5 protein-coding genes and 1 pseudogene are annotated in these 6,994 nt (G+C 73.3%); 3 read left to right on the forward strand and 3 right to left on the reverse strand.

The genetic code is table 11. From position 1 onward, the window contains the following. Positions 1 to 24 precede the first annotated feature (24 nt). On the forward strand, positions 25 to 1,860 hold the full coding sequence (locus FQ330_RS13090; RefSeq protein WP_146358172.1) for a helicase HerA-like domain-containing protein: 1,836 nt from the start codon (positions 25 to 27) through the stop codon (positions 1,858 to 1,860). Continuing rightward, the gene (locus tag FQ330_RS13095; protein WP_146358174.1) at positions 1,857 to 3,509 is read left to right on the forward strand and encodes a sensor histidine kinase; all 1,653 of its coding nucleotides are present in this window, start codon (positions 1,857 to 1,859) and stop codon (positions 3,507 to 3,509) included. Before FQ330_RS13090 ends, FQ330_RS13095 begins: the two co-directional genes overlap by 4 nt. Here the strand turns inward: FQ330_RS13095 and FQ330_RS13100 are convergent. Genes FQ330_RS13100 through FQ330_RS13110 form a run of 3 tightly spaced genes read right to left on the reverse strand, consistent with a single transcriptional unit; the run spans position 3,477 to position 6,261 of the window. Beyond that, positions 3,477 to 4,943 (reverse strand): glycosyltransferase family 2 protein, encoded by a 1,467-nt coding sequence (locus FQ330_RS13100; protein WP_146358176.1) that lies wholly within the window; start codon positions 4,941 to 4,943, stop codon positions 3,477 to 3,479. The genes FQ330_RS13095 and FQ330_RS13100 overlap by 33 nt on opposite strands. Further along, a complete protein-coding gene (locus FQ330_RS13105) occupies positions 4,940 to 5,905 on the reverse strand; it encodes a HEAT repeat domain-containing protein (protein WP_146358178.1) in 966 nt (321 codons plus the stop codon). Before FQ330_RS13105 ends, FQ330_RS13100 begins: the two co-directional genes overlap by 4 nt. Then, positions 5,902 to 6,261 (reverse strand): response regulator transcription factor, encoded by a 360-nt coding sequence (locus FQ330_RS13110; protein ID WP_225792876.1) that lies wholly within the window; start codon positions 6,259 to 6,261, stop codon positions 5,902 to 5,904. The genes FQ330_RS13105 and FQ330_RS13110 overlap by 4 nt, the downstream gene beginning before the upstream one ends. Before the next feature lie 226 nt (positions 6,262 to 6,487). On the opposite strand from FQ330_RS13110, the pseudogene FQ330_RS13115 reads away from it, so the two are divergent. Then, a pseudogene (locus tag FQ330_RS13115) lies at positions 6,488 to 6,994 on the forward strand (helix-turn-helix domain-containing protein); the annotation flags it as partial.

Consider the following 6,994-nt stretch of genomic DNA (forward strand, 5'->3'; position numbering starts at 1 on the left):
CGGGACGCATGCAAGGATGACCGCATGAGCGACGAGCTGGCCAAGGTGCAGGCGGAACTCGAGGCGGCGCGGAAGGCGCAGGCGCAGGCCGAGGCGCGGCTCGCCGAGCTGCAGGCCGGCGAGCAGCGCGCGCGGGCGGATGCGCCGCCGCTGCCCGCGGACGACGCGACGCCGGACGAGGCGCCGCCCGTCGCGGAGACGTTCGCCGAGGCGCCCGAGTCGGCGCCGGCTCCGGCCGATCCCGAGCAGCCCGTGGAGGTCGGAGAGACGATCGAGCCGGCGGAGCACGACGGCCCGCTCTCGGACGACGAGGTCGCCGCCGTGCGCGAGGGCTACGCCTTCGAGGGCCCCGCGCTCGAGATGGGAGCGCTCGTCAACGGCGACCCCGACCCGCAGACGCCCATCCGCATCCCGCTCGCCATGATGAACCGGCACGGCCTCATCGCCGGCGCCACCGGCACCGGCAAGACGAAGACCCTGCAGGTGCTCGCCGAGCAGCTCTCGGCCGCCGGCGTGCCCGTCTTCGCCGCCGACATCAAGGGCGACCTCTCCGGCGTCGCCACCCCCGGCGAGTCGAGCGACAAGCTGCTCGCCCGCACCGCGGGCATCGGGCAGGCATGGCAGGGCGCCGCGTCGCCCGTGGAGTACTTCGCGCTCGGCGGCGAGGGCGTGGGCGTGCCGATCCGCGCGACCGTGCTGTCGTTCGGTCCGACGCTGCTCGCGAAGGTGCTCGGCCTCAACGACACGCAGGAGTCGAGCCTCGGCATCGTCTTCGCCTACGCCGACGAGCAGCGGCTGCCGCTCGTCGACCTCAAGGACCTGCGCGAGCTGCTGCTGTGGCTGACCGGCGACGAGGGCAAGGCGGAGCTCAAGCGCCTCGGCGGCATCTCGACGCAGACCGCGGGCGTCATCCTCCGCGAGATCACCGCGTTCAGCGAGCAGGGCGCCGACGTCTTCTTCGGCGAGCCCGAGATCGACACGCGCGAGCTCATGCGCGTCGCCGAGGACGGCCGGGGCGTCATCAGCCTGCTCGAGGTGCCGGGCGTCGCCAGCCAGCCCGCGCTGTTCTCGACGTTCCTCATGTGGCTGCTCGCCGACCTGTTCGAGGACCTTCCGGAGGTCGGCGACATCGACCGGCCGAAGCTCGTATTCTTCTTCGACGAGGCGCACCTGCTGTTCAAGGACGCCTCCAAGGACTTCCTGGCCGCCATCACCCAGACCGTGCGGCTCATCCGCTCGAAGGGCGTCGGCATCGTCTTCGTCACGCAGACGCCGAAGGACGTGCCGGCCGACGTGCTCGCGCAGCTCGGCTCGCGCGTGCAGCACCAGCTGCGGGCGCACACGCCCGACGACGCGACGGCGCTGCGCGCCACCGTGCGCACCTACCCGAAGAGCGGCTACGACCTCGAGCAGGTGCTCACGAGCCTCGGCATCGGCGAGGCGATCGTCACCGTCATGGACGAGCGGGGTGCGCCGACCCCCGTCGCCTGGACCCGGCTGCGCGCCCCGCAGGGCTCGATGGATCCGACCCCCGAGTCGGACATGCAGCGCACCGTGCAGGCGTCGCCGATGCTGGCGCGCTACGGCACCCCCGTCGACCGGGAGTCGGCATACGAGATCCTGCGCGCGAAGCTCGAGGCCGCGCAGCGCGCCGAGCAGGACGCCGCGGCGCGGCAGGCGGCCGAGGAGGAGGCGGAGCGGCTCGAGCAGGAAGCGCGTCGCAACCGCACCCGCTCGGGCGGCTCGGGCTCGGGCTCGCGGGGCGGCGGCAACGTCGTGACCGACTTCATCGGCTCCCGCACCGGCCAGACGATCATCCGCGAGATCGTGCGCGGCGTCTTCGGCAACCGTCGCCGGTGAGCACGATCGAGACCGCCGAGGCCCGCGAGCGGCCTCACGGCATCGCGGCCGCGCTGACGGAGACGCTGCGCGGCCAGCTCCTGTCCGTCGGTGTGCTCGCGCTCGTGCTGATCGTGCTGACGGTCGTCGCGCCGGGCGTCTGGGACGGGCCATGGCTGTGGGCGGCCGTCGCCGTGGTCGTGGTGGCGACCGGGCTGGCGGCGCTCGGGCAGGGCCCGCTCTACGACGCGAACTGGCTGCCGGTGCTCGTGCCGGCGCTGGACCTGCTCACGATCATGCTGCTCCTCGGCGATCCGGCGGTGCCGCGGATCGTGGCGATGCTCGCGGTCGTGCCGGCGTTCTGGCTGGGCTTCGTGGGGCGACGCCGAGGCGTCTGGATCGTGGCGCTCGGCGGGGTGGCGATGGGCGTCGCGATGGCACTCCGGATCGCCGACTCCGCGGGCACGACGCGGACGGCGAACGCGGTCGGCGCGGTGCTCGTGCCGCTGGCGCTCGTCGCCGCCGCGCTCTTCGCCGACAGCTACACCGGCAGGATCGAGCAGCAGCAGCGCGCGCTCCTCGAGCGCGAGCGGGAGCAGACGGCGATGGCGCGCCAGCTGGCGGCCGATGGTGCGCTCCTCGACACCGTCTTCGAGACCGCGCGCGTGGGTCTGCTCCTGCTCGACCCGGATGGCCAGGTCCAGCGGATGAACGGCACGCTCGCGGGGCACCCGGCGCTCGCGAATGCGAGCGCCGATGCGGTGCTCTCCGGCGCGCAGTTCCTGGAGCTCGAATCCCGGCAGGTGATCCCGAAGCTCGAGGGGCCGTTCGTCCGAGCAGCTCGCGGTGAGTCGTTCGACAACCTCGCCTTCTGGGTGGAGCGACCGGGGGAGGATCTCATCGCGGTCACGATGTCCTCGCGGCCGCTGATCGTCGAGGGCGAGTTCCGCGGCTCGATCGCGTCGATCGACGACATCACGCGCTACATGCGCATGCTCGAGGATCGCGACGACTTCGTCGCCCTCGTCTCGCACGAGCTGCGCACGCCGCTCACCTCGATCTCCGGCTACCTCGAGCTCGCCCTCGACGAGGAGGTGCCCGCCGACGTGCGCTCCTGGCTCGAGATCGTGCGCCGCAACACCGACCGCCTGCGCGCGCTCGTCGAGGACCTGCTGATCGTCGGCGAGATGAGTCGCGGCGAGCTGCACCTGCACCCGCACGACGTCGACGTGCGCCAGGTCGCCGAGCAGGCCGTCGCCACGCTCGAGCACCGCGCTCGCCGCCGCGGCGTCGCGCTCCGCCTCGCCGACGGGCCTGCCGCGCCCGTGCAGGCCGACGAGCGCCGGCTCGCCCAGGTGCTCGAGAACCTCATCTCCAACGGCATCAAGTACACCCGCGACGACGGGAGCGTCGACGTCGTCGTCGAGGTCGACGGGCCGGATGCGATCGTGCGGGTCGTCGACGACGGGCCCGGGATCGAGGCGGCCGAGGCCGACCGCGTCTTCGAGCGCTTCTACCGCGCGTCGTCCGCCCGCGCATCCGCCGTCCCCGGCGCAGGGCTCGGGCTGTGGATCTGCCGCTCGATCGTGCACGCGCACGGCGGCTCGATCGCCTTCGAGAGCGAGCCCGGCACGGGCTCAGCCGCGACCGTCCGCCTGCCGCTGTCCTGACGCATCCGCCTCGGCGAAGCCCGTGCGGGTCATCTCGCCCCACACCTGCTGCGTGCCGGCGATGCCCGCCCACCAGCCCTGCAGGCGCCAGATCGCCGTGAGCTGGCGGTAGCCGAGGTTCTCGGCGACGATCGCCCACAGCGTCGCGCCGAGGTCGCGCCAGCGCTCGTAGCGGTGGAAGCTCGCCTCCTCGACGATCACCGCGGCGAGCGTCACGAGCGCGCCGTAGCCGTAGGAGACGAGCAGCAGCAGCAGCGCCATGCCGGGGTCGACGGCGCCCACGGCGAGGCCGAGCACGACGAGCACGATGCCGACCACCTCGATGAGCGGCGCGAGCAGCTCGAACAGCCAGTAGTAGGGGAGCGCGAGCATGCCGACGCGCCCGTATCGGGGATTGAGGAGCGCCCGGCGGTAGCCCCACAGCACCTCCCACAGGCCCCGGTGCCAGCGCCGGCGCTGGCGGGCGAGCACGCGGAGGGTCGAGGGCGCCTCGGTCCAGCTGACGGGCTCGGCGACGAACTCGACCCGCGCGTCGCGGCGCCCCTCGTGGATCCAGCGCTGGATGCGCATCACGAGCTCGAAGTCCTCGCCGATCGAGTCGGGGTCGAGGCCGCCGACCTCGATGAGCACGTCGCGGCGGAACATGCCGAACGCGCCGGAGATGAGGATGAGCGCCTGCAGGTCGGACCACGCGGTGCGGCCGAGCAGGAACGCCCGCAGGTACTCGACGACCTGGATGCGCGCGATGAGCTGCCGCGGCATGCGGATCTCGGTGATGCGGCCGCCCTGCACGCGGCTGTTGTTGACGATCCGCACGACGCCGCCGGTCGCGACGACGCGCTCGGGGTCGTCGGCGAAGGGCTTCGACACCGACAGCAGCGCGTCGGGCTCGAGGATGGAGTCGGCGTCGACCATCACCACGAGCTCCTTCGCGGCGAGGTCGAGGCCGACGTTGACCGAGTCGGAGCGGCCGGAGTTCTCCTTGTCGACGACCGTCAGCGGCACCGCGCCGCCGCGGGAGCGCCAGACGCGGCGGATCGTGCCGCGCACCGGCACGCGGCCGGGGATGTCGCGGTCGTCCTCGACGAGGTCGAACTCCTCGAGCAGCACGCGCATCGTGTCGTCGGCGCTGCCGTCGTTGACGACGATCACCTCGTGGTCGGGGTAGCGCAGGTCGAGCACCGAGCGCACGCTCGTGCGGATGACGGCCGCCTCGTTGTAGGCGGGCACGATCACGCTGACGCCGAGGCTGAGCGGCGAGGCGGCCATCGCGTCGTCGCCGCGGTGCTCGCTGCGGCGCAGGTAGCGGGCGAAGTGGCGGGCGGCGATCAGGATCAGCACCAGCAGCGCCGTGTTCGACAGCAGGAAGTAGATCGCCGACGGCCACGCGAGGACGGCGAAGACCGCCTCGAGCGCATCGTGGAGCCACGTCATGCGGCAGTCCTCCTCGGCAGGCCCGCGGCTCGCCGCACGCCGGGCTCGCCCTTCGCGCCGATCGCGGCCAGCGCATCCGCGCTCCATGCCGCCGGCATCGCCGCGAGCGTGCGGGCGGCCGCCTCGCCGGCGGAGCCGCCTGCGAGCGCGGTGGCGAGCAGCGACGGCACCGCCTCGCGCACCGGGAGCCGCTCGAGCGACCGCATGGCGGCAGCGCCGACCGCCTCGTGCTCGTCGTCGATGAGCCGAGCGAGCGGCGCGCCGGCGCCCGGCGCCTGGATGAGCCCTGCGACGCGCGCGGCGCCGCGGCGCACGCCGGCGTCGGGGTGGTCGAGCGCGTCGCGCACGCGCTCACCCGCGGCGGCGCCCTGCTGCACGAGGGCGGAGGCGGCGACGCTGATGGGGATGCCGCTGTCGAGCGCGAGCGCGGCGATGACGCGGTCGACGGCCGCGGGGTCGTCGAACGCACCGAGCGCCCGCACGGCGACGGTGCGCACCTCGGGGGAGCGGTCGTCGGCGAGCGCCTGCAGCAGCTCGAGCGCCCCGGCCGGCGCGAGCAGCCCGAGCGCTTCCGCGGCGTCGGCGCGTCGCACAGGATCGCGGTCGGCGACGGCCGCGATGACCCTGGGGACGAGGCCGGATGCGTCGGCCACAGCCCGCAGGCGATCGGCCGCCTCGCCGGTGACGTCGCGCAGCATGAGCGACGCCGATCGGCCCACGTGCGCGCGCTCCGGGGCGCTGAGGGCCCGCACGCGGTCGAGCAGCGCGTCGATCTCGTCGTCCTCGGCGATGGTCGCCTCGAGCACCAGGGGGCGCAGGCGCGCGTCGAGCCGAACGTCGCGCCGGTCGTGGCGCCGGCGCAGCGTGCGCTGCGCGATGAGGGCGATCAGCATCAGGACCACCACCGCGGATGTGGCGAGCAGCACCGCCTGCAGCACCGCTGGGGCGGGCAGCGGGCTCATCCGATGGCGGCGGTGACGCGCGCGAGCAGCGCCCGCGGGCTGAACGGCTTCGTGACGTACTGGTCGGCTCCGGCGGCGAAGCCCGCCTCGATGTCCTTCTCCTGGCCGCGGGCGGTCAGCAGGATGACCGGGGTCTCGTCGCCGCGGTCGCGCAGCGCGCGCAGCACGTCGATGCCCGACATGCCCGGCATCATCACGTCGAGCACGATGACGTCCCAGCCGCCCTCGACGGCCGCCTCGAGCGCCTGCGAGCCGTCCTCGCGAGTCACGATCTCGTGGCCCGCCGACTCGAGCTTGATCGCGACGAGGTCGCGGATGTCGCGGTCGTCGTCGACGACGAGGATGCGGCCGCTCACCGCACCGCTCCAGCGCGGCGCATCAGCGGCGCAGGACTGCTTGGGCGCATGGCGAGCTCCAACGTGACGAGTCTGACTGCCGTGGCTCAAACCTACACGGAAGCGGAACGCGACGACGCGGGACATCCGTGCTCGATGTCCCGCGTCACCACAGTGTCTGGGTTCACGACATAGGTCCCACTTGATAGGTCTCTCATGAGTCGGGACATCGGTCACAGTCGCTGGCATGTCTCGCGCTCGTGTCGCTGTCCTGATGATCGTGTCGAAGCAGCTGTCGGTGACGGCGGCCGCGGCCGAGTACGGCATCTCCCGGCGCCACCTCCATCGACTGCTGGCCCGCTACCGGGACGGCGGGATCGACGCGGTCGAGGCCCGGTCGCGCGCGCCGCGCAGCAGCCCGCACCGGACGTCGCCGCAAGTGCGGGAACGGATCGTGGCGCTGCGGCGAGAGCTGACCGGGCAGGGCAGCGATGCGGGCCCGGTCACGATCGGCTGGCACCTCGAGCGCGAAGGCCTGCCCGCGCCGTCGACGTCCACCATCCGGCGGATCCTGCACGACGCCGGGCTGGTCGAGCCCGAGCCGCGCAAGCGCCCCCGCTCCTCCTAGATCCGCTTCGAGGCGGCGCAGCCGAACGAGACCTGGCAATCGGACTTCACCCACTGGCGACTCGCGGACGGCCGCGACGTCGAGATTCTGAACTGGCTCGACGACCACTCCCGCTACCTGCTCTCC

The sequence above is a fragment of the Agrococcus sediminis genome (assembly GCF_007923295.1).
Classification (GTDB): domain Bacteria; phylum Actinomycetota; class Actinomycetes; order Actinomycetales; family Microbacteriaceae; genus Agrococcus; species Agrococcus sediminis.

Excerpts from the sequence above, each read along its gene's own strand:
- FQ330_RS13105 (WP_146358178.1), bottom strand. The coding sequence starts at position 5,905 with ATGAGCCCGCTGCCCGCCCCAGCGGTGCTGCAGGCGGTGCTGCTCGCC.
- FQ330_RS13100 (WP_146358176.1), bottom strand. The coding sequence starts at position 4,943 with ATGACGTGGCTCCACGATGCGCTCGAGGCGGTCTTCGCCGTCCTCGCG.
- FQ330_RS13090 (WP_146358172.1), top strand. The coding sequence starts at position 25 with ATGAGCGACGAGCTGGCCAAGGTGCAGGCGGAACTCGAGGCGGCGCGG.